This window comes from Bradyrhizobium manausense, from assembly GCF_018131105.1.
Classification (GTDB): domain Bacteria; phylum Pseudomonadota; class Alphaproteobacteria; order Rhizobiales; family Xanthobacteraceae; genus Bradyrhizobium; species Bradyrhizobium manausense_B.
Genome location: NZ_JAFCJI010000005.1, coordinates 97,716 through 121,310, shown reverse-complemented (window position 1 = coordinate 121,310; position 23,595 = coordinate 97,716). Strand labels below are relative to the sequence as shown.

At 64.1% G+C, this 23,595-nt stretch carries 22 protein-coding genes and 1 tRNA gene; 14 read left to right on the top strand and 9 right to left on the bottom strand.

Annotated features, from left to right (window positions below):
- Positions 1 to 32 precede the first annotated feature (32 nt).
- The 3 genes from JQ631_RS29675 to JQ631_RS29665 all read left to right on the top strand — a co-directional run bounded on the left by JQ631_RS29675 (position 33) and on the right by JQ631_RS29665 (position 2,380).
- Entirely contained in the window at positions 33 to 1,550 is a 1,518-nt protein-coding gene (locus JQ631_RS29675; RefSeq protein ID WP_212333003.1) for an AMP-binding protein, read from the top strand.
- Positions 1,551 to 1,573: 23 nt separating this feature from the next.
- Positions 1,574 to 2,212 (top strand): RraA family protein, encoded by a 639-nt coding sequence (locus JQ631_RS29670; protein WP_212333002.1) that lies wholly within the window; start codon positions 1,574 to 1,576, stop codon positions 2,210 to 2,212.
- 91 nt (positions 2,213 to 2,303) lie between these two features.
- Positions 2,304 to 2,380: transfer RNA gene (locus tag JQ631_RS29665), tRNA-Arg, on the top strand.
- Positions 2,381 to 2,394: 14 nt separating this feature from the next.
- Here JQ631_RS29665 and JQ631_RS29660 read toward each other — a convergent pair.
- A complete protein-coding gene (locus JQ631_RS29660) occupies positions 2,395 to 3,387 on the bottom strand; it encodes a GlxA family transcriptional regulator (RefSeq protein WP_212333001.1) in 993 nt (330 codons plus the stop codon).
- Between the two features lie 105 nt (positions 3,388 to 3,492).
- Between JQ631_RS29660 and JQ631_RS29655 the strand changes: the two genes are divergently transcribed.
- Positions 3,493 to 4,134: an HD domain-containing protein gene (locus JQ631_RS29655; protein WP_212333000.1), complete on the top strand. Its 642-nt coding sequence runs from the start codon at positions 3,493 to 3,495 to the stop codon at positions 4,132 to 4,134.
- 139 nt (positions 4,135 to 4,273) lie between these two features.
- Positions 4,274 to 5,413: an amidohydrolase/deacetylase family metallohydrolase gene (locus JQ631_RS29650; protein WP_212332999.1), complete on the top strand. Its 1,140-nt coding sequence runs from the start codon at positions 4,274 to 4,276 to the stop codon at positions 5,411 to 5,413.
- Positions 5,414 to 5,445: 32 nt separating this feature from the next.
- On the opposite strand, the gene JQ631_RS29645 is transcribed toward JQ631_RS29650, so the two are convergent.
- Both JQ631_RS29645 and JQ631_RS29640 read right to left on the bottom strand, forming a co-directional pair.
- Positions 5,446 to 7,056, bottom strand: a complete 1,611-nt coding sequence (locus tag JQ631_RS29645; protein ID WP_212332997.1) for an ABC transporter substrate-binding protein — start codon at positions 7,054 to 7,056, stop codon at positions 5,446 to 5,448.
- Between the two features lie 242 nt (positions 7,057 to 7,298).
- Positions 7,299 to 8,024, bottom strand: a complete 726-nt coding sequence (locus tag JQ631_RS29640) for an alpha/beta fold hydrolase (RefSeq protein ID WP_212332995.1) — start codon at positions 8,022 to 8,024, stop codon at positions 7,299 to 7,301.
- 122 nt (positions 8,025 to 8,146) lie between these two features.
- Between JQ631_RS29640 and JQ631_RS29635 the strand changes: the two genes are divergently transcribed.
- Positions 8,147 to 9,127, top strand: a complete 981-nt coding sequence (locus tag JQ631_RS29635; RefSeq protein WP_212332987.1) for a helix-turn-helix domain-containing protein — start codon at positions 8,147 to 8,149, stop codon at positions 9,125 to 9,127.
- Positions 9,128 to 9,135: 8 nt separating this feature from the next.
- Here JQ631_RS29635 and JQ631_RS29630 read toward each other — a convergent pair whose 3' ends face one another.
- Complete coding sequence (locus JQ631_RS29630) at positions 9,136 to 10,281, bottom strand: acyl-CoA dehydrogenase family protein (protein WP_212332985.1); 1,146 nt, start codon at positions 10,279 to 10,281, stop codon at positions 9,136 to 9,138.
- A gap of 126 nt (positions 10,282 to 10,407) precedes the next feature.
- On the opposite strand from JQ631_RS29630, the gene JQ631_RS29625 reads away from it, so the two are divergent.
- Positions 10,408 to 11,085 (top strand): alpha/beta hydrolase family protein, encoded by a 678-nt coding sequence (locus tag JQ631_RS29625; protein WP_212332983.1) that lies wholly within the window; start codon positions 10,408 to 10,410, stop codon positions 11,083 to 11,085.
- Positions 11,086 to 11,087: 2 nt separating this feature from the next.
- On the opposite strand, the gene JQ631_RS29620 is transcribed toward JQ631_RS29625, so the two are convergent.
- Entirely contained in the window at positions 11,088 to 12,062 is a 975-nt protein-coding gene (locus JQ631_RS29620) for a ketopantoate reductase family protein (RefSeq protein ID WP_212332981.1), read from the bottom strand.
- Between the two features lie 156 nt (positions 12,063 to 12,218).
- Here JQ631_RS29620 and JQ631_RS29615 point away from each other — a divergent pair, with 156 nt between their 5' ends.
- Entirely contained in the window at positions 12,219 to 13,022 is an 804-nt protein-coding gene (locus JQ631_RS29615; protein WP_212332979.1) for an enoyl-CoA hydratase-related protein, read from the top strand.
- A 37-nt stretch (positions 13,023 to 13,059) separates the two neighbouring features.
- Here the strand turns inward: JQ631_RS29615 and JQ631_RS29610 are convergent, their stop codons facing one another.
- Entirely contained in the window at positions 13,060 to 13,944 is an 885-nt protein-coding gene (locus JQ631_RS29610; protein WP_212332977.1) for a LysR family transcriptional regulator, read from the bottom strand.
- Positions 13,945 to 14,055: 111 nt separating this feature from the next.
- On the opposite strand from JQ631_RS29610, the gene JQ631_RS29605 reads away from it, so the two are divergent.
- The 4 genes from JQ631_RS29605 (at position 14,056) to JQ631_RS29590 (ending at position 18,171) form a co-directional block, all read left to right on the top strand.
- On the top strand, positions 14,056 to 15,423 hold the full coding sequence (locus tag JQ631_RS29605; RefSeq protein WP_212332975.1) for an FAD-dependent oxidoreductase: 1,368 nt from the start codon (positions 14,056 to 14,058) through the stop codon (positions 15,421 to 15,423).
- Between the two features lie 35 nt (positions 15,424 to 15,458).
- Positions 15,459 to 16,463, top strand: a complete 1,005-nt coding sequence (locus JQ631_RS29600) for an ABC transporter substrate-binding protein (protein ID WP_212332973.1) — start codon at positions 15,459 to 15,461, stop codon at positions 16,461 to 16,463.
- A 120-nt stretch (positions 16,464 to 16,583) separates the two neighbouring features.
- Positions 16,584 to 17,357, top strand: coding sequence for an ABC transporter ATP-binding protein (locus JQ631_RS29595; RefSeq protein WP_212332970.1), 774 nt, complete (start codon positions 16,584 to 16,586; stop codon positions 17,355 to 17,357).
- Positions 17,350 to 18,171: an ABC transporter permease gene (locus JQ631_RS29590; RefSeq protein WP_212332969.1), complete on the top strand. Its 822-nt coding sequence runs from the start codon at positions 17,350 to 17,352 to the stop codon at positions 18,169 to 18,171. Before JQ631_RS29595 ends, JQ631_RS29590 begins: the two co-directional genes overlap by 8 nt.
- Positions 18,172 to 18,289: 118 nt before the next feature.
- Here the strand turns inward: JQ631_RS29590 and gtdA are convergent, their stop codons facing one another.
- Complete coding sequence (gtdA, locus tag JQ631_RS29585; protein WP_212332967.1) at positions 18,290 to 19,330, bottom strand: gentisate 1,2-dioxygenase; 1,041 nt, start codon at positions 19,328 to 19,330, stop codon at positions 18,290 to 18,292.
- A gap of 103 nt (positions 19,331 to 19,433) precedes the next feature.
- Here gtdA and maiA point away from each other — a divergent pair, with 103 nt between their 5' ends.
- Positions 19,434 to 20,066: a maleylacetoacetate isomerase gene (maiA, locus tag JQ631_RS29580; protein ID WP_212332965.1), complete on the top strand. Its 633-nt coding sequence runs from the start codon at positions 19,434 to 19,436 to the stop codon at positions 20,064 to 20,066.
- Complete coding sequence (locus tag JQ631_RS29575; RefSeq protein ID WP_212332963.1) at positions 20,056 to 20,568, top strand: MarR family winged helix-turn-helix transcriptional regulator; 513 nt, start codon at positions 20,056 to 20,058, stop codon at positions 20,566 to 20,568. The genes maiA and JQ631_RS29575 overlap by 11 nt, the downstream gene beginning before the upstream one ends.
- A gap of 182 nt (positions 20,569 to 20,750) precedes the next feature.
- On the opposite strand, the gene JQ631_RS29570 is transcribed toward JQ631_RS29575, so the two are convergent.
- Both JQ631_RS29570 and JQ631_RS29565 read right to left on the bottom strand, forming a co-directional pair.
- Positions 20,751 to 22,364, bottom strand: a complete 1,614-nt coding sequence (locus JQ631_RS29570; RefSeq protein WP_212332961.1) for a benzoate-CoA ligase family protein — start codon at positions 22,362 to 22,364, stop codon at positions 20,751 to 20,753.
- On the bottom strand, positions 22,361 to 23,518 hold the full coding sequence (locus JQ631_RS29565; RefSeq protein WP_212332959.1) for an FAD-dependent monooxygenase: 1,158 nt from the start codon (positions 23,516 to 23,518) through the stop codon (positions 22,361 to 22,363). Before JQ631_RS29565 ends, JQ631_RS29570 begins: the two co-directional genes overlap by 4 nt.
- Positions 23,519 to 23,595: the final 77 nt, after the last annotated feature.

Here is a 23,595-nt window from a genome sequence, read left to right as displayed (position 1 = left end):
GCAACACCAAGAAGACGAAGTGGAAACGCCTGATGCTGCTGCCCCTGTCCGATGTGCCGCGCTGGTACGCTCAACGCAAACCCGAAGGCACGATCGCCGTCCAGCATGGGGACAACAAGCTGACATGGGACGAGCTCGAGCGCGGCGCCAACCGCCGCGCGCGGGCGTTTGCCGCGAAAGGCGTCAAGCCCGGCGATTTCGTCGCGATCGGATTGCCGAACGGCAATGCGTTCTTCGAGACCACCTTTGCGGTATGGAAATGCGGCGCGACGCCGACCTCTTTGTCGTGGCGATTGCCGAGGGGCGAAGCCGCAGCCGTGCTCGAGATTCTCAAGCCCGCGCTGGTGGTCGGCGGCGAGACCGACTGGAATGCGCCAAATCGCCTGCCCGCGGATTTCGTGCCGGAAGGTTTTTCCGACGAGCAACTCGACCCGCCGGTCGCGCGCTACTGGAAGGCCATGACATCGGGCGGCTCGACCGGCCGCCCAAAGGTGATCCTTGATCACAACCCCGCGGTCATCGACACGGCCACGCCGCTGCCGCTCAACATGCCGTTCGAAGCCTCGTTGCTCAACCCCGGCCCGCTCTACCACAATGCGCCGTTCATCGTATCGCACTATGCGCTGTTCGGCGGCGGCAAGCTCACCGGCCTCGTCAAGTTCGACGCCGAGGAGACCCTGCGGCAGATCGCGCGAGAGCGGGTGCAATGGGTCAATTTCGTGCCGACCATGATGCACCGGATCTGGGCGCTGCCTGACGACGTTCGCAATGGTTACGACGTGTCGAGCCTTCAGACGGTGTTCCACATGGCAGCCCCCATGCCGCCCTGGTTGAAGGAGAACTGGATCAGCTGGCTCGGACCTGACAGGGTCTGGGAGCTCTATGGCGGCACCGAGCGGCAGGGTGCCTGCATCATCTCCGGGACGGAGTGGCTGACGCACAAGGGCTCGGTCGGCAAGATCGGAGAGGCGGCGCGCTTGCGCATCATCGGCGAGGACGGCAACGACGTCGCGACGGGCGAGATCGGCGAGATCTACTTCCTCAACAATGACGGCAAGGATGCCACCTATCACTATCTCGGCGCCGAGCCGAAGCGTCGCGCCGACGGCTGGGAGTCGCTCGGCGACATCGGCCGGCTCGACGCCGAAGGCTATCTCTATCTCGGCGACCGCCTCGCCGACATGGTGCTGCGCGGCGGGGCCAACATCTATCCGGCCGAGGTCGAGGCTGCCGTCTCGGAGTGCCCTGGGGTGCGCTCCTGCGTGGTGGTGGGCCTGCCTGATCCGGAGCTCGGCCAGCGCGTGCATGCCATCATCGAGCCGGAGGCGAACGCGGATGGCCAGGCCATCGCGGACGGCATGGCGGGTTTCTTGAAGGACAGGCTCAGTCGCTACAAGCACCCGGAGAGCTTTGAGTTCGTCAATGCACCGCCGCGCGATGATTCCGGAAAAGTCCGCCGCACGCTGTTGCGCGACGAGCGCGCGGCGTGGATGAAGGAAGGACGCGCGTTTCGCATCATGCCGGCGAAGGCGCCGGCGCACGCCGAATAAGACATACAGAAGGACCGAACTCCATGACGATTACCATCGCAGCGAACAGCGTGCCGAAACCGTCGGCCGACATCATCGAAGGTTTCAGGAATGCACCGACCTCGATCATCTCGGACAATCTCGGCCGGCTGCCGGGCGCGGTCGGGTTGAAGCCGTATCACCGCAGCGGCAGACTGATCGGCGCGGCTTTTACGGTGCGCACCCGGCCCGGCGACAATCTCGCCATTCACCGCGCGCTCGAACTTGTCGGTCCCGGCGACGTCATCGTGGTCGATGGCGGCGGTGACGAGACCCGGGCGCTGGTCGGCGAGATCATGAAAAACATCGCGCAGTGGCGCAAGGCCGAAGGCTATGTGATCGACGGCGCCATCCGCGACGTCGCGGCCTTCGCTGACGACGACTTTCCCTGCTTCGCCCGCGCAGTGATCCATCGCGGCCCCTACAAGAACGGTCCCGGCGAGATCAACGTGCCCGTGACCATCGGTGGCAGCGTGATCTCGCCCGGTGACATCGTGGTGGGTGACGAGGACGGCGTGGTGTCGTTTCCCGCCGCCGGTGCCGCGGCGCTGCTGGAGGCCGTGCGTGTTCAGATCAAGCGCGAGGAGGAGACGCTGAAGGCGATTCGCGAGGGGCGCTACCAGGGGTCCTACGGCAAGTCCTGATCGACCGCTTGTTGTCGAGCGAAGGGCTTCCGGTCCGGCCCTCGCTTTGATATGTACACGTCCAGGCAACCCGCCCATCGGCGGGTTCCGCGGTCCCGTAGCTCAGCCGGATAGAGCGGCGGTTTCCTAAACCGTAGGTCGCATGTTCGAGTCATGCCGGGATCGCCATTCTCTTCTCCCCTTTAGATCGCCGAAGCCGGGATTCGCGCAAAGCGCTTGCGATACTCGGCAGGCGTCACGCCGACATGCCGGGCGAACGCGCGGCGCAACGTGTCCGCATCGGCAAAGCCGCAGTGTCTGGCCACTTGCTTGGGGGCCTCGTTTCCGAGCTCGAGCAGACGCCTTGCAGTGTTGACGCGGGCCTCCTCAATCCAGGTTGCCGGCGTGATTCCGACTTCGGCGCGGAACAGCCGCGCAAAATGACGCGGGCTGATTTCCATGCGCGCCGCAAGGCTTGCGACGCTGTGATCCAGTCCGGGATTGGCCGCGACCCAGCGTTGGAGCTCCTGTAGCGCGGCGCGTCCGGCGGGGACGGTCTCGCCCTTGCGGGTGAACTGCATTTGCCCGCCCGGGCGCTTGAAGAACATGACGAGCTGGCTCGCAACTTTCATCGCGATCTCGCGTCCAAGGTCTTCCTCGACGAGTGCCAGCGCGAGATCGAGTCCCGCGGTGACGCCGGCGGCGGTGCGGAGCTTGCCGTCGGTGACGTAGATCGCGTCCTTGTCCACGGTTACCGACGGGAATTTTTCGGCAAGCCGGTCCGCAACGGCCCAATGCGTCGTGACTCGCTTGCCGTCGAGGAGCCCTGCGGCTGCAAGGAAGAACGCGCCCGAGCATACCGACCCGAAGCGCCGGGTTTTGGAAGCGCGCCGACGTAGCCAATCGATCACCACGCCGTCCGCCGGCACGTCGCCAGCATTCGGGCATCCCGCGACCAGCAATGTGTCGATGCTCTCCTGGAAACCGCGACCGATGGTGCAATCAGGCATTAGACACACGCCTGACGAACTGCGGATTGGCCCCGGCGCTGCCCCCGCCACCATCAGCGCATAGACCTCGCGTCCGGCTTGCACGTTCGCCTCGGCGAAGACATCGAGAGGTCCAGCAACGTCGAGGAGCTGCACTCCGGGCAGCGCAATGATCACAACATTCCTCGGTTTTGGCTTCGCGCTCATGTCCGCCCCGATCCGATCTTGTCTGCTTTAGACGTATTACGGCAATTGAGGACAGGATAGAGCCGATCTACCTTGCTGGCGAGCCGCTATTTTCAGGAGCCCGTCATGCCAGAGATCACTGAAGCCGCCGCCATTCCCGACAGCAAGTTGGCACGCGCCATTGCCGACTACATCCGCGATACCGAGACGGAATTGCTCTTCAACCATTCCAGCCGCGTCTATCATTTCGGCGCGCTGGCGGGCATTCGCCGTGGGTTGAAATTCGATCGTGAGTTGCTCTATGCCGGCGCCATGTTTCATGACCTCGGGCTGATGCCCGGTCATGGCAGCAAGCATGAACGGTTCGAGGTCGACGGCGCGCATGCCGCGCGCGACTTCCTCCGCAGCCACGGCATCTCCGAACAGGACGCCTACACGGTCTGGACCGCGATCGCGCTGCACACTACGCCCGGCGTGCCGCAGCACATGCATCCGGTCGTCGCTCTGGTGACGGCAGGTGTCGAGATGGACGTGCTCGGGCTCACTTACAAGGAGTATTCCGACGCGGAGCGCGAAGCCGTCGTGAAGGCATTTCCGCGAACACTGCACTTCAAGGAGGACATCATCCAGGCCTTCTACGACGGCATCAGGCACAAGCCGGACACGACGTTCGGCAACGTCAAGGCCGACGTCATCGCCGACAAGGAGCCGCATTTCCATCGTGGTAATTTCTGCAGCGTCATCCGCGGATCGCATTGGCACGGGTGAAAGAGGAAACGCCGCACGGATCGAACGGACACTGACAGCGACCGATTTGCTTCGGCAGCGCGAAAATTGCTAACAAAGGCGACCGGGCTGGAAGCGCACCTTCCAGCCCGGTCCATGCGTGCCACATCCGGAGACAATCATGCCCTTCGATTTGATCCTGCGCGGCGGACGGGTCGTTGACCCCTCGCAGAAGCTCGACGCCGTGACCGATGTGGCATTTTCCGGCGGCAAAGTTGCTGCGGTCGGCACCGGGCTCAAAGCGGATCCGGCGACAGAGGTCCGTGACGTTTCGAAATACATCGTGACCCCCGGTCTGATCGATCTCCACACGCACGTCTATTGGGGCGGCACCTCGCTCGGCATCGACGCCGAGGAGTTCTGCCGTGCCTCCGGCGTCACCACCTCGGTCGACACCGGCAGCGCCGGCCCCGGCAATTTCGCCGGCTTCCGCAAGCATGTCATCGAGCCGAGCCAGGTCCGCATCCTTGCTTACCTGCACGTCTCCCATGCCGGCATTTTCGGCTTCTCGCACCGGATCATGGTCGGCGAGAGCGAGGAATTGCGGCTGATGAATCCGATCGAGGCGGCCAAGGTGGCTGATGCCAACCGGGACGTCATCGTCGGCATCAAGGTGCGGGTGGGACTGCACTCCTCGGGCACCTCCGGCGCCGTGCCGCTCGATATCGCGCTTCAGGTCGCCGACGAGGTCGGCATGCCCCTGATGGCGCATATCGACCATCCGCCGCCGACTTATGAAGAGGTGCTGGCCCGTCTGCGTCCCGGCGATGTGCTCACCCATGCGTTCCGTCCCTTCCCGAATTCGCCGGCGACTGCGCAGGGCACGGTGAAGAAGGCGGTGCTGGACGCGCGCGAACGCGGCGTGCTGTTCGACATCGGCCACGGCAAGGGCTCGTTCGCGTTCAAGACCGCGCGCGCGATGCTCGCCAACGGCTTCTATCCTGACACCATCTCATCCGACATCCATCAGCTCTGCATCGATGGCCCGGCCTTCGACCAGGTGACGACCATGTCGAAATTCCTCTGCATGGGCATGTCGCTGTCGGATGTGATCGCAGCCTCGACGGAGAATGCCGCGATGGCGCTGCGGCGGCCCGAGCTCGGCAGCCTCAAGCCGGGCAGCGTCGGCGATGCCACGCTGATCTCGGTGAAACAAGGCCAGTTCGACTATGAGGACGTCGTCGGCGAGCATCTCATCGGCGACAAGAAGATCGTCTCCGAAGGCGTCGTCATCGGCGGCCGCTGGTGGCATCCGAACTAGACCTCGTCGTCGCTAGTGGAGAGGCCGTCAGTCTACTCATTCTTTTCGACATTCCAGAACATCGGCGTCGCCGGGCCGTCGATCACGCCGGTTAGCGATTTGCGCCATGCGCTCGGCGCCTGGAATTGGCCGAGCGGGACATAGATCACCTGATCGTAGGCTTCCTTCTGGATGTCGAAGGCGATCTTCTTCTGCTCGTCCGGCGTGGCGGCGCGAGCAAAGTCGTCGCGCAGCTTTTCGAGCTTGGGATCCTCGGACCAGCCGAACCAGCCGCCTTCCTTGCCCTTGCCGACCATCGCGCCGTTGACGAGCGGGTTCATCGAGTCGGCCGCGCCTTGATAGGTGAAGAACATGTTCCAGCCGCCTTCCTTCGGCGACTTCTGGTTGGCGCGGCGGGTGACCACGGTCTGCCAGTCCATCGCCTGAAGATCGACCTTGAAACCGGCTTCGCGGAGGAGCTGTGCGACCACGACCGGTTGCGCTTTCAGCAGGATCTGGTCGGTGGGGGCCAGGATCACCACGGGCGTGCCGTCATAGCCTGATTCGGCCAGGGCCTTCTTGGCATCCGCCATGCCGTTGCCCTTGATCAGGGTCTCGCCGCCGGCGTCGCTGCCCAGCGGCGTATCGCAGATGAAGAATGCGCCGCATAGCTTGTAATATTTGGGATTGCCGATCTGTGCGTCGAGCACATCCTTCTGGTTGATCGCGAGCAGCGCGGCGCGGCGGATCTTCACATTGTCGAACGGGGGATGCAGGAAGTTCATCCGGCCGAAGGATTGGAAGCCGAATTTGTTCAGGATCGTCACGTTGATGTCCGGATTGGACTCCAGCACGGGCAGCAGATCGAACGGCGGCGTTTCGACGAAATCGACGTCACCGGATTGCAACGCATTGAGCGCGGTCTGTGCGTCCGGCATCGTCAGCCACTCGACACGGTCGACCTTGACCACCTTGCCGCCCGAGGTCCATTCGGCCGGCTCCTTGCGCGGTACGTAATCGGTGTTCTTTTGGTAGACGGCCTTTACGCCGGGCTGGAATTCAGCCGCCATGAACTTGAATGGGCCGGAGCCGATCTGCTCCGGGATCTGCTTGCTGATCGGGGTTTCCGCAAGCCGCTTGGGCATCATGAAGGCGCAAATCGACGACGGCTTGGCGATCGTCTCGAGGACGAGGCCATAAGGCTCCTTCAGCTTGAAGACGATCGTCCGGGCGTCTGCGGCCTCGATGCCTGCGGTGAAGTCCATCAGCTTTCGCGCCATGCCGTCGACGCTCGTGCCCCAGCGCTTCAGCGAAGCCACGCAATCCTCCGCCGTCACCGGCGCTCCGTCATGCCACTTCAGGCCGTCGCGCAAAGTGAAGGTGTAGGTCAGCTTGTCCGCGGACACCGTCCAGTCGGCCATCTGCGGCCGCACCTGGAATTTGGAATCGATACCAAGCAGCGTGTCGTAGACCATATAGCCATGATCGCGCGTAATGATGGCTGTCGTGAAGCCGGGGTCGGTGACGCGAAGGTCCGATTGCATCACTGCGGTGAGGGTCTTGGTGCCGGACGCGGCCGACGCCAAGGACGTCCAGGCGGCGGGAAGGGCAGACGGCGCAACGGCAGCAAGCTGAAGGAGTTTTCGGCGCGAGACGTGGACCATTCGCTTGTCCCCTGACTTGACGCAAACGAGACCGGATGGTTGTCGTCCGTCGCATGCAGCCTATGGTCTGGTGCCGCACCTTGCAATGACGGTTGTCCCGCAAATCTGAATTCGTTTGCGGTCGAGCAAGGGTCGTCGGGGTTGGCGCCAGGCCGCGCAGGAAGGCATGGATCTCGCCTTCCTGCCGAAATCGCAGGTTGCGGCGACATCGCCGCCGACAAGCAGATGGGATCTGGCGCGAGCTAGTCGCGCCCTGCCTCCATGATCGCCTCGGCAAGGCGCGCCGGGTCGGAGAAGCACAGCTCATGGCTCCCCGAAACCTGCACCAGGCGGAACAGGCCGAGCTTCTCGGACAGACGCGGATGCCAGCCATAGCTGTGCGGCAGCGCGGTGTCTTCGGTGCAGTTGATGTAGGACTTTGCCAGCGGCATCTCGGCCGGATTGGCCTTGAGCGTGATCTTGTCGGTGAAGGTTGCGAGCGGGTGCGGATTGAGCACGTCATAGGCACGCTGCGCCGTCGCGAGATCGGCGTCGTTGATGAAGGCTTCGCGCCAGACCGGGAAGGGCAGCACCACCGAGCCGTCGCCGCGCTCGGCCGCGATCGCGTCGAACAGCCCGATATAGTGCGGCGGCACCATGTCGTTGAGGCACTCGCCGCTGTTGGGCACGAAGGCGTTCCAGTAGACCAGGCGGCGGATGCGCTCGGGCACCAGGTCTGCGACGCCGGTGATGATCATGCCACCATAGGAGTGGCCGAGCAGGACGACGTCCTTCAGATTGTTTTCGGCCAGATAATCGGCGATCGACTGGATCGCTTCCTTCAGCCCCGTCGTCTTGGCGTCACCGGGACGGTTGCCTTTGATCGTCGGCGTGTAGACCTGATGGCCGTGGGCGCGGATCGGGGCCGCAACAGGCTCGAATTCGGCGCCGGTGTGCCAGGCGCCATGGACGAGGACGTAGGTCGACATGTTGTGGCTCCTCCGGGGGGTGTGGTTAGATCGTTGCGGCGCGTCGCCGTGCGGCCAGTCTGGACCGGCAACGGATGTGGCGCTTGGCTGGAAGTGAACCGGATTGGTCTCGGAGTGAACCGATGCAGGAAATCGCGCGCCCCGCTCCGTCACGCCAATCGGCCTGGAATACCGCAAACATCAGGCCGGGCGAGCAATTCGCCTATTACCGCGAGGCGATCTGCCAGGCCTTCATGAACCTGACGCCGGAGCCGGCGGCGGCTTCGGGCTTTTCGGCCAGCGTCGAGCGCATCCGTCTCGGCGATGCCGCGATCAACCGCGTCAGCTTTCCCGAGCATGTGGTGCGCCGCTCCGCGGCCGACATCGCGGCGTCGGATCGCAGCTGCTTCTATCTCAATCTGAAACTGGCCGGCCGCTGCCGCATCCGGCAGGATGATCGCGAGATCAGCCTGTCATCGGGACAGGTCGGGATCTTCGACAGCGATCGGCAATTCGCGCTTCTGCATGATCGTGGTCCCCAATTGCAGGTCGCATCGTTCTGGGTGCCGGCGGAGGCCTTGCGCGCACGGCTGCCGGCGTCGTTCGACGTCGCAGCGGCCCGCGTCTCCGACGATCCCTATGTCGGCCATCTCATCGTCGAGACGGCACGCACGCTCAGCGATGGTGCGCTGCGCATGACCGAGGACGAGGGTGTGCACCTGTTTCGGGCGCTGATCGAGCTGGTTGCCATGAGCCTCTCGCGGCAGAGCCGCGCGCGCACCGCAGAGGCCGAGAGCCTTGTCGACGCGACTATGCTGGCGCTGAAGCGCGCCATTCACCGGCGGCTGCGCGAACCGGGCCTCAGCGTTGCCGATATCGCCGAGGCTGTCGGTATCAGCGAGCGTTATGTGCACAAGCTGCTGGCGCGATCGGGCTCCGGCTTTACCGATTATGTGATCGACCGTCGCCTCGATGGCATCGCCAGGGATCTCGGCGATCCTACCATGGCGGATCGCACAATCGGCGCCATCGCCTTCGACTGGGGCTTTTCGGACCTTTCTCACTTCACGCGGCGCTTCAAGCAGCGCTTTGGCTGCCGGCCGCGCGACTGGAGGCTGCGTTAGCGGCGCCCCTACAGCGATCTGGCGATCAGCAGCTTCATGATCTCGTTGGTGCCGCCGTAGATCTTCTGGATACGGGAATCGATGAAGATGCGCGAGATCGGATATTCCTGCATGTAGCCGTAGCCGCCGAACAGCTGGAGACATTCATCGGCGGTCTGGACCTGCTTGTCCGAGCACCAATACTTCGCCATCGACGCCGTCACGGTGTCGAGATCCCCGGCGACCAGGCGCTCGATGCACCAGTCGACGAAGACTCGCGCGATCATCGCTTCGGTCTTGCGCTCGGCGAGCGTGAAGGCGGTGTTCTGGAAATCCATCAGCGGCTTGCCGAACGCCTTCCGCTCCTTGGTGTACTCGGTGGTCAGCTTGACGGCGCGCTCCATCGAGGCGACGGCGCCGACCGCGAGCGCAAGGCGCTCCTGCGGCAATTGCTGCATCAGCTGGGCAAAGCCCTGGCCTTCCTCCTTGCCGAGCAGATTTTCCGGCGGCACGGTGACATTGTCGAAGAACAGCTCTGACGTGTCGGACGCGTGCAGGCCGATCTTGTCGAGGTTGCGCCCGCGCTTGTAGCCATCGGCGCCTTCGGTCTCGACAACGATCAGCGAGATGCCCTTGGCGCCGGCTTCACCGGTGCGCGCGACGACGATGACGAGATCGGCAGCCTGGCCGTTGGTGATGAACGTTTTCTGGCCGTTGATGACGTAGGAATTGCCCTGCTTCTTGGCGGTGGTCTTCACGGCCTGCAGGTCCGAGCCGGTGCCGGGCTCGGTCATGGCGACGGCGCCGACCATCTCGCCTGAGGCCATTTTCGGCAGCCAGCGCTTCTTCTGCTCCTCCGAGCCGTAATTGAGGATGTAGTGCGCGACGATGGCGCTGTGCACGGAGACGCCCGTCGTCAGCTCCGGCACGGTGCTTTCGAGGTCGTCCAGCACGGCGGCGTCATAGGCAAAGGTCGCGCCCAATCCGCCATATTCCTCGGGCACGCTTGCCAGCAGCGCGCCCATGTCACCGAGCCCGCGCCAGGCGAAGCGGTCGACCATCTTCTGCTCGCGCCATTTTTCGGCATGCGGCGCCAGATCCTTGGCGAGATATTTCCGGAACTGGTCGCGGAAGACGTCGAGCTCTTCGGTCATCCAGGAGGAGCGGTAGGACATGGTTACCTCGGTTGATGCGGCTTGCGGGCTTGGTAGGCCAGTCGACTGCTGCAATTATTGTGTTTTCAGGCTGCGCCGGCGACGCTACCAAGGCGACCGGTGCAGCGTCTGTTGGGATGGTTGATTGTGGCTGTCAAAACTCATGAGCTCAAGCTCGACATCGCGCGCATCGGCGCGGTCTCCGCGATCCTGATGCAGCCGGACCATGCGCGAGCCTGCTTCATTCTGGCGCATGGCGCCGGCGCAGGGATGCGGCACGCATCCATGGACAGGATTGCGGAGGGTCTCAGCGAACGCGGCATCGCGACGTTCCGCTTCAACTTTCCCTACATGGAAAATAAGCAGGGTCGTCCCGATCAACCCGCCGTCGCGCATGCCACCATCCGCGCGGCAGTCGACGAGGCGGCGCGGCTGTGTCCGGGATTGAAGCTCGTTGCGGGCGGAAAGTCGTTCGGTGGACGGATGACATCGCAGGCGCAGTCGAAGGCAGCATTGCCCGGCGTGAGAGGGCTCGCCTTCCTCAGCTTCCCCCTGCATGCCGACAAGAAGCCATCGATCGAGCGCGCCGAGCACCTCGGCGGCGTCGCCATCCCCATGTTGTTTCTTCAGGGCACGCGCGACGGGCTTGCCGATCTCGGCCTGCTCAAGCCCGTGATCGCGGCGCTCGGGGCGAAGGCGACGCTGCATGAGATCGAAGGCGGCGATCATTCCTTCGCGGTGCTGAAGAGGTCCGGCCGCACCAATGACGAAGCGCTTGCCGAGGTGCTCGACACGCTCGCGACCTGGATCGATCAACTCGCCTGAAGCTAGGCTGAATAGAGTCCCTGGTCGCGCGCCTTCTGGATCGCGAGCGCGGCGATCAGATCGAGTGTCGGCGTCGACAGCCCGGCGGTGCGCGCGAAGGCAGCGGGCGCTTTCACCAGAACGTCGATCTCCATGGCGCGGCCGAGCTCGTAGTCCTGCAGCAGCGACGGCTTGTGGTTGGGGGCGGGGCCGCTGCGCGTGACGCGCTTGACCTCGGGAATGAAGTGCTGCGCGATATCGTTTGCCTCGTTCAGCATCCGCGGGATGAGCTCGGCGAAGGCAGGATCGTCGCGCACGCCGCGCGCGGTCTGGCCCGTCAGCAGGCACAGCACCGACAGCGACATGTTGGTCAGCAGCTTTGACCAGATGGCTTCGCGGATTTCGGCCACCGGCGGCGATTCCAGCCGCGCGTCGTTGAACACACCGCGCAGTCTGGTGATGCGCTCGCAATTGCGGTCGTCGCATTCGCCGATCAGCAGGCGATTGCGGTCCGGCGTCAGGTTTTGCACCACGCCGGGCGCCGTCACCTCGTTGGAGGAGAAGATCACCCCGCCGATGATTCGTTCCTTCGGGATGCAGGCGCGCAGGCGTCCGCCCGGATCAAGGAAGGATATGTCCGGTGGGGTCGGATGCCGCGGCGGCAGGCCGATCCCGTACCACCAGGGAATGCCGTTCTGCGCAAACACGATGGCGGTGTCGTCCTGGAGCAACGGCTTGATGCTGGAGACCAGCCCGGTGAGCGCGGTGGCCTTCAGCGTGGAGATCACCACATCCTGCGGACCGAGTTGAGCCGGATCGCCCGAGGCGTTCACCTTGGCCGAAACCTCGGAATCACCGACGCGCAGCTTGAGGCCATTGGCGCGGACGGCCTCCAGATGCGCCCCCCGCATCACGCATGAGACTTCATGACCGGCGCGCGCCAGCCGTACCGCAAGGTGGCTGCCGACGGCGCCCGCGCCGAAAATGCAGATACGCATAGATGATGTCCCGTCTCTGATTCCAAGGGTGCCGCCCGATGCCAGCATGACACATGCCGCCATGCGATGGGCGCGACCGCCCCACGCCAAAAGATATGGATCAGGACGAGCAGCCTCAGCCATAGTGCAGGGCAAACAATGACCGGAGGATCGCCGATGACTGTCAACCCTGTCCTGTGGAGCCTCGATGAACGCGGGGTCGCGACCGTCACGCTGAACCGGCCCGAGGTCAACAATGCCTATGACGGCGCATTGATCGCGGGCGTGCTCGCGGCCATGGACGATCTCGGCAAAATGTCGAATCTCCGCGTCGTCGTGCTCAGGGGCAACGGCAAGCATTTCCAGGCCGGCGCCGACCTCAAATGGATCAACGGCGTGCGGCCGCAATCGCCCGAGGCCAACGAGGCGGCCTCGCGGGCCACATTCGAGGCCGTGCAGCGGCTCAATACGTTACCGATTCCGACCGTGGCACTGGTGCAGGGCGGCTGCTTCGGCGGCGGCACCGGCGTGATTGCGGCCTGCGATGTCGTCATTGCCGCCGACAACGCCCTGTTCTCCATCACGGAGGTGCGCTGGGGCCTGACCGCCGCGATCATCATCCCCCAGCTCTGCGATGCCATTGGTGTGCGGCAGGTGCGCCGTTACGCGCTGACCGGCGAACGTTTCGGCGCCGAAGACGCCCGCCGGATCGGCCTCGTCCATGAGGTGGTGCCGCTCGCCGATCTCGAAGCCGCAGGCGGCAAGGTGGTCGAACAGCTGCTGGCTAACGGCCCGGAGGCAATGGCCGAGACCAAGCGGCTGGCACTGGAGAGCTCGTTCGGCGGCATGGCGGTGGACGATGCGGCCTACACGCGGCTCGTCCAACTGCATTCGCTCAAGCGCCAAAGTACGGAAGCGGCCGAGGGACTGGCCTCGTTCGCCGAGAAGCGCGCGGCGAATTGGAGTGGCGGAAAGGGCTGAGCGCGGCCGCGACAGATGCGTTGGACGCTGCGACCTTTCACAAGGACGGCGCGAGCGACGTTTTCAGCAAAGTGAGCAGTGCCTGCACAGCGGCCGCATTGCGCCGGCGTTCGGGGATGGCAGCCTTTACCCATAGTTCCGGAATCGGAAAGTCACGCAGCACCGGCCTCAGCGTGCCGTCGCGCAACGCGTCCGCTACGAGGTAGTGCGACATCAGCGCGATGCCGTTGCCGGCGATCGCGCTGCGCGCCAGCACGTGTCCCTCATTGGAGGAGAGCAGCGGACTGACCTGGATGCTGATGCGGCCGCGCGGCCCGTCAAAGACCCATTCGGGGCCGGTCGGCATGAAGCTGAGGCAGCGATGCTCGACGAGGTCGCTCGGATGCTTTGGCGTGCCGTGTTTCTTCAAATAGGCCGGCGAGGCGCAGAGCAATCGCTTCAGCGGGACCAGTGGTTCGTCGACCACGCCGCCGAAGGAATGCGGAAAGGCGCCGATCGCGATGTCAAAACCTTCGGCGACGGGATCGACCGGACGGTCGATCAGCACGATCTCGAGCTTCAGTCGCGGGTTCTGGGTCTGGAATGCGCTGAAGGCATCGGCAAGCCGTGCCACCGTCATCGAGGTCGGCGCCTTGATGCGGAGGTGATCGACGAGATCGTGCCCCTTCTCGCCCATGCGCGACAGCAGGTCGGTCGCGTCGGTCACGACGCCGCGGGCGCGATGCACATAGCGCCGGCCGGCCTCGGTCAGCCGCAATTGCCGGGTGGAGCGGTGAAACAGCGGCGTGCCTATCCGCGCCTCCAGCTGCGTGACGCGCTTGGCGACGACCGAGGTCGAGACATTGAGCTTTCGCGCTGCGGCGGAGAAGCCGGCTGTATCAGCAGTGGCGAGGAAGGCCTGAAGGTTCACCAGGATGTCCATGTCGACCTTTCTCGATTCGTGAAAGCTGATCGCATATTTTGGTGGATTGTAGTCCACCGCGCGCTAATTCATAGTCGTCCCCAAGCAAAAGGATTTTGGGAAGGACGCGCCATGCGGGCCACGACGATCAATGAACCGGCACGTCAGGTGCCGCTCTACGGCGAATATGAAGTCGTCGTGCTCGGCGGTGGACCGGCCGGCATCGTGGCCGCCGCGTCAGCCGCGCGCGCCGGGCGCAAGACGCTGCTGATCGAGCGCTATGGCTTTCTCGGCGGCATGGGTACCGCGGCCGGCGTCACCAATTTCTGCGGCCTGCACGGCAACGTTTACGGCGAGGCCATCAGGCTGGTGCAGGGCATGGCCTCCGATCTGCTGGCGCGGATCGACCATCTGAACGGCCTCAACGCGCCGCATCTGATCCTCGGCAAGGTCTTTGCGCAGGCCTATGACACCGCCGCCTACAAGATTGCGGCGGACGAATTGCTCGCCAGCCACAAGGTACACATCCTCTTCCACGCCCTCGGCGCCGGCGTGGTGATGGGCGCCGACCGCTGTATCGACGCACTGATGGTCGAGACCAAGGCCGGCCGGCAGGCGGTGCGCTCGGAGATTTTCATCGATTGCTCGGGCGACGGCGATCTTGCGGTCTGGGCCGGTGCGCCGTTCGAGTTCGGCGATGAGCACGGCCATCCGATGTATCCGTCGATGATGCTCCGCCTCAATGGCATCGATCCGGCGAAGGCGGGCGACGCGTGGCGGACGATCCCGCAATTGATGGAAGCGGCCACCGCCGCCGGCACGCACAAATTCCCGCGCAAGAGCGCGATCGTGCGGCCGCAAAAATCCGGGATCGAATGGCGGGTGAATTTCACCCAGGTGGCGCGCGAGGACGGTCATGCCATCAACGGCGTCGAGCCCGACGATCTCACCCGCGGCGAGATCGAGGGCCGCAAGCAGGCGCTCGCAGCGTACGAGTTCCTGCGCAGCACCGTGCCCGGATTTGAAAAGTCCTACATCGTCGATCTGCCTCCGCAGCTCGGCATCCGCGAGACCCGCCGTATCAGAGGCGGCTACCAGCTCAGCGGCGAGGACGTGCTCGGCTGCGCCTCGTTCGAGGACAGCATCGGCGTCAACGGCTGGCCGATCGAGGCCCACGTTCCCGGTGATGTCGTCTTCACCTTTCCGCCGATCCCGGAATCGCGCGGCTATAACGAGCTGCCCTACCGGATGCTGGTGCCCAAGGGCGTCGACAACCTGCTGGTCGCTGGTCGCTGCGCCTCCATGACCCATGAGGGCCAATCGGCGGCGCGTGTCTCCGGTGCCTGTTTCGCGATGGGGGAAGCCGCCGGTTCCGCGGCAGCGCTCGCACTCTCCGGAAACCGGATCCCACGCGAAATCCCCATTGAAAAATTGCAGGAAACGTTGAAACAACAGGGTGCCTTTATCGGACGGGACCAACCCGTGCCAAAGGGCCTGTAACGGGCTGCAAAAAGAGAAATATTGGAGGAAGCGGGATGATCGGGATTGCAAGGGTCGCGGCTGTTAGCCTTTTGGCTATGATGGCGATGGGCACGGCCCGGGCCGAAGATGCACTGAAGGCCAAGATCGGCGTGCTCCGCCTGTCGTCGTCTGCGCCTGTTTTCATCGCCCAGGACAAGGGCTATTTCCGCGATGCCGGCCTCGACATCGAGCTGAAGTTCTTCGATGCGGCGCAGCCGATCGCGGTCGCCACCACCTCGGGGGATGTCGATTTCGGCGTCACGGCTTTCACCGCGGGCCTCTACAATCTCGCCGGCAAGGGCGTGCTGAAGGTGATCGGCGGCATGAGCCGCGAGAAGGCCGGCTATCCCCTGATCGGCTATTTCGCCAGCAACAACGCCTATGCCGCCGGTCTCAAGACGCCGAAGGATCTCGCGGGCAAGCGCATCGCGATGACCCAGGTCGGCTCGAGCTTTCACTATTCGCTCGGCCTGCTCGCCGACAAATACGGCTTCAAGCTCGCGGACGTGAAGATCGTGCCGCTGCAATCGCTGTCGAACGCGGCGGCCGCACTGAAGGGCGAGACCGTCGACGCGGCGCTGCTGCCGATCTCAACCGCGCGAAAGCTGATGGACGACGGCGGCGCGAAGTTTTTGGGTTGGGTCGGCGACGAGACGCCTTGGCAGCTGGGCGCGGTGTTCGCCTCGCCAAAGACGGTGGCCAACAAGGCGCTGGTGACAAAGCTGCTCGGCGCGCTGGCCAAGGCCGATCGCGAATATCACGACGTCATCCTGGCTTCGATGAAGAACGGCGTCGCGCCGATCAACGACAAGACCAAGCCGCTGCTGGAGATCATCGCGAAATATACCAACCTGTCGGTTGAGCAGGTGGTCGGCAATTGCGCCTATATCGATCCGGATGGCAAGCTCGACGTCAAGAACGTCGACAACCAGATCAAATGGCTCCAGGAGCAGGGTTTTGTCGACAAGGGCTTTGCCGCGGATACCATCATCGCCAAGGATTTTGTGAAGGCGGATTGATGCCCTTGCCGAAGGCTGCCAACCATCCCCGTCATCCTGAGGTGCTCGCGAAGCGAGCCTCGAGGGATGCACGGCCCGGATGCAGCGGGGCCTTCGCCGGGACCACACTGAGGCCGTGACATGGACCTGATCGCCAACCACATCTCTCACCATTTCGGCGATCTTGCCGTGCTCGACGACGTCTCCTTCACGGTGAGCGCCGGCGAAGTGGTGGCGATCGTGGGTCCTTCCGGTTGCGGCAAGAGCACGCTGTTGTCGATCCTCGGCGGGTTATTGCAGCCAACCTCCGGCGCACCCGAACTGCGCGGGGCGCCGCCGGCGGACAGTCTCAATCCGCTCACCTTCGTGTTCCAGGACTTTGCACTGCTGCCCTGGGCCACGGTGGAAGACAACGTCGAATTCCCCCTGCTGCATACCCAGCTCTCGGCCACGCAGCGCCGCGCGCTGGTCGACGATGCCTTGCGTCGCACCGGCTTGACCGATTTTCGCAGGGCCCTTCCCAAACAGCTCTCCGGCGGCATGCGCCAGCGCGTCGGGATTTCGCGCGCGCTCGCGGTGAAGCCGGCCATTCTCCTGATGGACGAGCCGCTCTCGGCACTGGATTCGCAGACGCGCGAGCTCTTGATGGAAGATTTCGTCCGCCTGCTCGCCGACGGCGGCATGGGTGCGGTCTATGTCACCCACAATCTCGAAGAGGCCGCGCGGCTGGCCGACCGCATCGTCGTACTGTCGCGGCGGCCGGGCCGCATCCGCGAGCTCGTGTCCGTGCCGATGACGCGCGCCGCGCGTGGTGAAGCTGCGGCGCGTGAAAAACTGCTCGCGCTTCAGAACCAGATCTGGTCGCTGATCCGCAATGAGGCGATCGATGCCGAGCGCGAGGTTCAGCATGCTTGATCGCGCGACGGACATATCAGCCAGGGACGAAACGATCCGGCGCGTCCGCTTTCGTGGCGCGGGCTTCGTCCCCGCCAGCAGCCGTTTTGGCGGCTGGATCGCGCTCGCCCTGGTCATCGCGATCTGGCAGGCGGCCGGCAGCACCGGCCTCGTCAATCCGCTGTTCCTGCCGGCGCCCTCGGCTATCGTGCGGGCGATCTATCAGCTCGCGATGTCGGGCGCGCTCTGGCAGCATCTCTCGGCTTCGATTCTGCGCATCGGCGTCGGCTGGGTTCTTGGCACGGCCGCCGGCGTTGTCGTCGGCTTCGCCATCGGCCTGTCCAGGCTGGCGCGCAGCGTCGGCATCACCTTCATCTCGGCGCTGTTCCCGATCCCGAAGATCGCGCTGCTGCCGCTCCTGATCCTCTGGCTCGGCATCGGCGAAGAGCCGAAGATCGCGACCATTGCGTTAGGGGTGTTCTTCTCCACCGCGATCTCGGTCTATAGCGGCGTCGACGCGGTGCCGCGCAACCTCATCCGCATGGCGCAGAGTTTCAACGTTCCGTTCGCCACCATCGTGCGCAAGGTGGTCTGGCCAGGTGCCTTGCCTGCGATCCTCGCCGGCTTCCGCATCACGGCGTCAGTGGCGCTGCTGCTCGTCGTCAGCGCCGAGATGATCGGCGCGCAATACGGCATCGGCGCCTTCGTGCTCCAGGCCGGCAATCTCATGCAGACGGATCAACTGCTCGCGGGTGTGGTGATTTTGTCGGTGTTTGGGCTGGCGGTGGGGAAGGTGATCGGCTGGCTTGAGGTCAAGTTGCTGCACTGGCGGTGAGGCTCTCGCCGTCATTGCGAGCGAAGCGAAGCAATCCAGAAATGTTTCCGCGGAGGGATTCTGGATTGCTTCGTCGCAAGTGCTCCTCGCAACGACGGCGTGGTTGGCAGCGATGCCATCACGCGTTGCCGCGATCCTCCCGAAACAGATCCAGCTTCTGCTGCACCGGCCGATCCGAAAAGCTGAACAGCACCGCGTCGTCATCCGCCTCGTGCGTCACCCATTGCCAGCTCGGCACCACGAACAGATCGCGCGGGCCCCATTCGAACACGACATCGCCAATGCGACTGCGACCCTTGCCTTCGATCGGGCAGAACACGGTCGCATCCGTCGAACGATAACGTGCTGTCTTGAAACCCTTCGGCAGCAGCTGGATGAACGTCCCGATGGTCGGCATCGCGAAATCGCCGGTCTCGGGGTTGCTGAACTTCAGCTTCAGCCCGTGGCAGGCGTCCCACTCCTGGCTGGTCCTGGCTTTCTCCAGCGCTTCGCGGGTGTAGGCATAGGGATAGCTGAAGATCGGAGAGGTCTTCGATGACCGCTTCACGTCGACCGGCAGCAGATTGTGGCCGTAGCGGGCAAAACTGTCGCCGGCGGGTCTGGTAATCTTCTGCTGGTCTTCCTTTGAGCCTTCCGCGAAGGAGCAGTCGAAGAACTGCACCAGCGGAATATCGAGGCCATCGAGCCAGAACATGGGCTCATTCGTTTCGTTGGAATGATCGTGCCAGGTCATCGAAGGTGTGATGATGAAATCGCCGGGCTCCATCGCGGTGCGCTCGCCGTCCACCGCGGTGTGGGCACCCTTTCCTTCGAGAACGAAGCGCAGCGCCGACTGGCTGTGCCGGTGCGCGGGTGCGACGTCGCCGGGCACGACCATCTGCACGCCGGCATATAGCGAGGTCGTGATCTTGGACTGGCCGCGCAGGCCGGGGTTCTCAAGCACCAGGACGCGCCGCTCGGCTTCCTTGGCGGTGATGAGCTTGCCTGCTTCCGTCATGTAGTCGCGGATGATTTCGAACTTCCACAAGTGAGGCCGGCAGGCACTCCTCGGCTCCGGCGTGATCAGATCGCTCATCACCGTCCACAGCGCGGTGAGATTCTCGCCGTCGATCTTCTTGTAGAACGCCTCGCGTTCGGGCGTCTTGGTCACGGCTTCCATGATGAGCCTCCCGTCATTCTATAGATTGACAGCATACTGCCAATCTTTGTAGCGTCAATGGCGCCCCGGCCTGCTAAGTCATGAGAAAACCGGGAGGGTTCCGATGAAGCTGCACGGCTATTTCCGCTCCAGCGCCGCCTATCGCGTGCGGATCGCGCTGAATCTCAAAGGCCTTGGTGCCGAGCACCTGCCGCATCATCTTCGCAAGGGCGAACAATGCGCGCCCGCTTATCTCGCCATCAACCCGCAAGGTCTGGTGCCGACATTGGAGAACGATGCCGGCGCGGTGCTGACCCAATCAGTTGCCATCGTCGAATGGCTCGACGAGTCGCACCCCAATCCACCGTTGCTGCCGCAGGATGCGCTGCAGCGCGCCAGGGTGCGGGCGTTCGCGCTGGCGATCGCCTGCGACACACACCCCGTGCAGAATCTGAAGGTGCTGGCGCGGCTGCGCGAGCTTGGGCTCGCCGAGGAGAAGGTTCAGGACTGGGCCGCCTGGGTCAATCGCGAGGGCCTGTCGGCCTGCGAAACCCTGATCAAGGACGAGCCGGGGCCGTTCTGCTTCGGGGCTGCGCCGACCCTCGCCGATCTTTGTCTCGTGCCGCAGCTTGCCAACGCGCGCCGCTTCGGCGTCGATGTCTCGGCCTATCCGCGCCTGCTCAAGGCTGAAGCTGCCGCCAAGGCGCTGGCTGCGTTTGCCGATGCCGCGCCGGAGAAGCAGCCCGATGCCGAGTAAGACTGCTGCTCCGATCACGATCGATGCGGTCTATGCCGCGCCGGGCTATTTGTTCCGGCGCATGCAGCAGATCGCGGTCTCGATCTTCATGGAGGAGTGCAAGGCGTTCGACCTCACGCCGGTGCAATATGCAGCGCTGATCGCGATCCACACCCACCCAGGCATCGACGCGACACGGCTGTCGGCGGTGATCGCCTTCGACCGCTCCACGCTCGGCAGCGTGATCGAGCGTCTGCAGGCCAAGGATTTCGTCGAGCGCAAACCGGCGCCGGAGGACAAGCGGATCAAGCTGCTGTACCTCACCAAGCAAGGCGCCGCGATCCTGCGCGAGATCATTCCTGCCGTCGAACGCGCGCAGGCGCGCATGCTGGAGCCGCTCAAGCCCGCCGAGCGCAAGGCGCTGATGGGACTGCTGTCGCAGCTCGTCGATCTCAACAACGAGGCCTCAAGAGTGCCTCTGCGGGCGGAGGATGCCCTGGAGCATTTGGGGAAGGCGGGGTGAGGGGTATGAGCGCGTGAGGCTATGCTCACGCCTCATTCTCCGCCGTCGTCCCGGACACGTGAAGCGCAGATCCGGGATCCATACGCCGCGGCAGCAGTTTGACGAAGGCAGGCCATGACCATCTCGCGCCGCAACTGCTGCGGCGTATGGGTCCCGGCGTTCACCGGGACGACAGCGGGGCCTCACATCCGCAACAGCGCCTGCCGATCGATCTTCCCCGTGCCCGTCTTCGGCAACTCGTCGATGAAGATCACCTCGCGCGGATATTTATAGGGCAGCAGCTTGCCCTTCACGTAGTCCTGCAGCCGCCGCGTCGCCTCGCTCTGGTCGGCGGCGCGATTGTTCATCACCACCACCGCCTTCAGCGTCATGCGCCGGTCCGGCAACTCGGCCGCGAACACGGCGCATTCGCGGATGTCGGGATGGTCGGCGAGGCACAGCTCGACCTCGAGCGGATAGACCCACTGGCCCGAGATCTTGATGAGATCGTCGGCGCGTCCGCGGAAGAAGTGGAAGCCGTCGCTGTCGCGGACGAAACGGTCGCCGGTGTAGATCCAGCCGCCGTCGCGAATCGTCTCGGCGGATTTGTCCGGCCGGTTCCAGTACAGCGGCGTGTTGGAATCGCCGCGCACCCACAGGATGCCTTCCTCATTGTCGCCAACGTCGCGTCCGTCCTTGTCGCGGAGCGCAACCTCGTAGCCCGGCACGCGCAGGCCCGCGGCGCCGAGCTTCTTCTGCTCGGGGCGGTTGGAAAGGTAGATGTGCAACACCTCGGTCGAGCCAAGCCCTTCGACGATCTCGAGTCCCGTGAGCGTCTTCCAGCCGTTGAAAACTTCGGCCGAGAGGACTTCGGCGGCCGAGAGCGACATGCGCAACGACGAGAAGTCCGTCTTGGTTGCGCCTTCAGCCTTGGTCAGGGACGTGTAGAGCGTCGGTAGCCCGAAGAAGACAGTCGGCCGATACTGCTCGATCGCGGCAAAGATCGACGCGGGCTTCGGTTGTCCTGGCAACAGCAGTGTCGCCGCGCCCGCGGAGAACGGGAAGGTGACGGAATTGCCAAAGCCGTAGGCGAAGAAGATCTTCGGCACGGAGAAGCAGATGTCGTCAGGCGTCAGCTTGAGCACGTTCCGCGCAAAGGCGACCTCGCTATAGGCCATGTCGTGCTGGAGATGCACGATGCCCTTGGGCCGGCCGGTCGAGCCGGAGGAGTACATCCAGAACGCCATCTCGTTGCGATGCGTCGGCACTTCGGCCAACACGGCCGGAAATTGCAAGAGCCACTCTGCTGCGGCCAGCGCTTTCGGTGCAGCGTGGTCGCCGACCTTGCCATTGACCACGATCAGCGTACGCAGCGCCGTGTCCTTGCAGGCCTCGGCATTGAAGCGCGTGCAGAACTCGGCGTCAGCGACAGCAACGGCCGCACCGGAATCGGCGAGGTAGAATTGCAGCAGGTCCGGCGGCGTCAGCGTGTTGATCAGCAGCGGCACGAAGCCGGCGCGCACGGCGCCGAAGAAGGCGGCCGGATAAGCGGGGGTGTCGTCGAGGAATAGCAGCACGCGGTCGCCGCGTTGCAGGCCGAGCGAAATGAAGCCATTGCCCCAGCGGGCAGCGTCCGCGCAGAGCTCGGCGTAGGTGCGCTTGCCGGCGGGTCCGATCAGCGCGACCCTGTCGCCGTTGCCCTTGGCAAGGTTGTCGAACAGGATCCGGCCGGCATTGTAGATTTCCGGAACGGCAAAGCCGATCTCACGGGCGCCCGCAGAGTCCGCGGGCACCTGGTCGCGTATCTCGTTGCTCATGCGGTAGCCTCGTCGACCGCATCTCCGCCGTCGTTCTTCTCGGCCTCGTAGCGGGCCATGAAGGCCGGCGACATCGCGCGCAGCCGGGAATCGTCGATGCGGCCGGAGCGGGTGATGTAGCTGTAGGCAAAGTCCATCAGGCCAAGCTGCATATGCTGGGCAAAATGCTCGTACCAGAAGGCGCTGGTGCGCGCGGCATTGACGAGCTTCTGCACCACGGGCTTGCGCGCGGCCTGGTAGCGATGCAGCGCGGTCGAAAGATGAGCATCCGATTCCAGCGCCTTGACCAGCGCGATGGCGTCCTCGATTGCGAGCCGTGTGCCCGACCCGATCGAGAAATGCGCCGAGTGCAGCGCATCGCCGATCAGCACCATGTTCTTGAACGACCAGTGCTCGTTCCAGACCCAGGGGAAATTGCGCCAGACCGACTTGTTCGAGACCAGGCAGTGACCACCAAGCGTGTCCGCAAACACCTCCTCGCAGACACCCTTGGACTGCTCGACGTCCTTGTAGGCAAAGCCATAGGCCTGCCAGGTCGCGTGATCGCACTCGACCAGGAAGGTGCTCATGCTCGGCGAATAGCGATAATGGTGGGCGTTGAAGGCACCGCGATCGGTCTTCACGAAGGTCTGCGACAGCGTGTCGAAACGCTTCGAGGTGCCGTACCAGACGAATTTGTTGGAGGAGTACGACAGCGAGGTGCCGAAATCGCCTTCATAGGCACGACGTACCAGCGAGTTGAGGCCGTCGGCGGCGACGATCAGATCATGGCCGTTGAGCTGATCGATCGCCTGGATCTGGGTGTCGAAGTGCGGGGTGACGCCAGCATCAAGCGCGCGCTGCTGGAGGAACTGCAGGAGCTCGAGCCGGCCGATTGAGGAGAAGCCGACGCCGTCGAGGGCGACGCTGTCGCCGCTGTGGTTCAGCGTGATGTTCTCCCAGCTCTCCATATGCGGCGCGATCGCGTCGACCGTCTCCGGGTCGTCGGCACGCAAAAATTCCAGGGCCTGGTCGGAAAACACGACACCAAAGCCCCAGGTCGCGTCGGCCGGGTTCTGTTCGAACAGGTCGACCTGATCCTCGGGGTGACGCTTCTTCCAGAGATAGGCGAAGTAGAGCCCGCCGGGCCCCCCGCCAATCACGGCGATCCGCAAATCCTGCCTCCCTAATTGACAGTATACTTACTATCTCAGGGTAGACTAATGGGCTCCGGCTTCCCACACCAGCGGAA

Bases quoted from the DNA above. Each gene is read 5' to 3' on its own strand.
- JQ631_RS29630 (WP_212332985.1), bottom strand. From the start codon at position 10,281: ATGTCCTACCGCTCCTCCTGGATGACCGAAGAGCTCGACGTCTTCCGC.
- JQ631_RS29575 (WP_212332963.1), top strand. From the start codon at position 20,056: ATGCCGAGTAAGACTGCTGCTCCGATCACGATCGATGCGGTCTATGCC.
- JQ631_RS29655 (WP_212333000.1), top strand. From the start codon at position 3,493: ATGCCAGAGATCACTGAAGCCGCCGCCATTCCCGACAGCAAGTTGGCA.
- JQ631_RS29635 (WP_212332987.1), top strand. From the start codon at position 8,147: ATGCAGGAAATCGCGCGCCCCGCTCCGTCACGCCAATCGGCCTGGAAT.
- JQ631_RS29590 (WP_212332969.1), top strand. From the start codon at position 17,350: ATGCTTGATCGCGCGACGGACATATCAGCCAGGGACGAAACGATCCGG.
- JQ631_RS29595 (WP_212332970.1), top strand. From the start codon at position 16,584: ATGGACCTGATCGCCAACCACATCTCTCACCATTTCGGCGATCTTGCC.
- gtdA (WP_212332967.1), bottom strand. From the start codon at position 19,330: ATGGAAGCCGTGACCAAGACGCCCGAACGCGAGGCGTTCTACAAGAAG.
- JQ631_RS29605 (WP_212332975.1), top strand. From the start codon at position 14,056: ATGCGGGCCACGACGATCAATGAACCGGCACGTCAGGTGCCGCTCTAC.
- JQ631_RS29660 (WP_212333001.1), bottom strand. From the start codon at position 3,387: ATGAGCGCGAAGCCAAAACCGAGGAATGTTGTGATCATTGCGCTGCCC.
- JQ631_RS29645 (WP_212332997.1), bottom strand. From the start codon at position 7,056: ATGGTCCACGTCTCGCGCCGAAAACTCCTTCAGCTTGCTGCCGTTGCG.
- JQ631_RS29570 (WP_212332961.1), bottom strand. From the start codon at position 22,364: ATGAGCAACGAGATACGCGACCAGGTGCCCGCGGACTCTGCGGGCGCC.
- JQ631_RS29670 (WP_212333002.1), top strand. From the start codon at position 1,574: ATGACGATTACCATCGCAGCGAACAGCGTGCCGAAACCGTCGGCCGAC.
- JQ631_RS29620 (WP_212332981.1), bottom strand. From the start codon at position 12,062: ATGCGTATCTGCATTTTCGGCGCGGGCGCCGTCGGCAGCCACCTTGCG.
- maiA (WP_212332965.1), top strand. From the start codon at position 19,434: ATGAAGCTGCACGGCTATTTCCGCTCCAGCGCCGCCTATCGCGTGCGG.
- JQ631_RS29650 (WP_212332999.1), top strand. From the start codon at position 4,274: ATGCCCTTCGATTTGATCCTGCGCGGCGGACGGGTCGTTGACCCCTCG.
- JQ631_RS29640 (WP_212332995.1), bottom strand. From the start codon at position 8,024: ATGTCGACCTACGTCCTCGTCCATGGCGCCTGGCACACCGGCGCCGAA.
- JQ631_RS29615 (WP_212332979.1), top strand. From the start codon at position 12,219: ATGACTGTCAACCCTGTCCTGTGGAGCCTCGATGAACGCGGGGTCGCG.
- JQ631_RS29610 (WP_212332977.1), bottom strand. From the start codon at position 13,944: ATGGACATCCTGGTGAACCTTCAGGCCTTCCTCGCCACTGCTGATACA.
- JQ631_RS29600 (WP_212332973.1), top strand. From the start codon at position 15,459: ATGATCGGGATTGCAAGGGTCGCGGCTGTTAGCCTTTTGGCTATGATG.
- JQ631_RS29675 (WP_212333003.1), top strand. From the start codon at position 33: ATGCTGCTGCCCCTGTCCGATGTGCCGCGCTGGTACGCTCAACGCAAA.